The 1,390-nt window shown below is 31.7% G+C and carries 2 pseudogenes; both read left to right on the top strand.

Annotation, left to right across the window (positions count from 1 at the left end):
* A pseudogene (locus tag BAZSYMA_RS10155) lies at nucleotides 1-193 on the top strand (IS1380 family transposase); the annotation flags it as partial.
* 194 nt (nucleotides 194-387) lie between these two features.
* Nucleotides 388-1,390: pseudogene (locus tag BAZSYMA_RS09200) on the top strand (hypothetical protein); the annotation flags it as partial.

The raw sequence follows: 1,390 nt of genomic DNA, 5'->3' as shown, positions 1-1,390 counted from the left end.
TAAAGTGGATACTCAATGGACTTATAAAGGCAATAAGGACTATATGTCAATGGTGGGGCATATAGCCCAAACGGGGCAAATTGTTGCCACAGATTTTAAAGCAGGCAATGTCTCGCCAAATACCGACAACCTTGGCTTTATCAAAATCTGTCAAGACGCATTACCTAAAGGCATTAACATCAAAAAAACTTAGAATAGACGCAGCAGGCTATCAAGCCAGTATTATTGCTTATCGCATATTGCTTTGAGCATGATATTGAATTTAGTATCAGATCAAAAGATGCGCCAATCTCTTAAAAATATTCTTTTATATTAAAATTATACAAATATATAAATATATTACGGTATAATCAATTTGTGTGAAAAAAAATAATTATAAGGAGAAAAATGCAACCAAAACAAACAAGAATTACCGAAGGTTTTGAGTATTTTTTAAAACAAAATGAATTGGGTAAAACCGATTCTAAAAACATCAATCAATTGTTACTAATGATGGATGAAAATGGCTATATTGACAAGCAAACGATATTAGAGAAAATTTTCGCAAAAGCAGCGGATGCGAATGCGAATTATCGTAACTTTATTAAGCGAATATTAGATGCGATTGGACGGCTTATTGAGGATTCTGAAGCGGACTCTAAAGAAAAAAGAATACTCAATTCAATTGAAGTAAACACACTCAAAGCAAACAAAATGCGGAAGGCACAATTACAATTGAAAGTGGGTTATTTTCCAACGGATATTCAGCCCTTGAAAAATTGGCAATATGACGATGAAAATTTTGAGTCCAATACTGCCAAAGATGCCACCCAATCTATTGATGAAAGTACAATTAAGGTTTTTATTAGCTACAATAAAAAGAATGAAAGAGATGTCCAAAAATTTAAACGGTTGTTTGATGAAAAAATGAAACTTATTAATGATAAAAAAGTGATTACTTGGACAATGAAACAGTTGCTTCCTGGCTCAAAATTCGATGAACAAATCCAAGAAAATTTAAACAAATCTGATCTTTGTCTTGGCGCTTTATCACAACATTTTTTAAAAAGTGAATACATTTTAAAAAAAGAAATGCCTCATTTTTTAGAACGAAACGCTTTGTTTTTATTTGGCTTAGACAAAAGAATAGACGGTAATGAATCAAGTGCTGAGAATTTTTTTATAAAAACAAAAGAAGAATTGAGTGAAGACGATGCAAACATTTTGGAACAACAGGTGTGTTATTTAGACGATAGATTGGGTGATTTTTTTGTTGATTGCACCACTCCTGAGGGGGAAAAAGATTTTGTTGATAAAGTTATTAACGACTTAATAAAATTTTACAAGAACAAACCTAAAGACAATCCACAGAAAGTACAAAAGACAGATAAGATAAACCCTTGTTTAGATG

The organism is Bathymodiolus azoricus thioautotrophic gill symbiont (genome assembly GCF_001298715.1).
In the GTDB taxonomy this organism is placed as follows: Bacteria; Pseudomonadota; Gammaproteobacteria; order PS1; family Pseudothioglobaceae; genus Thiodubiliella.
The sequence above is the reverse complement of the archived record's forward strand: the minus strand, read 5'-3'. Positions and strand labels throughout refer to the sequence as shown.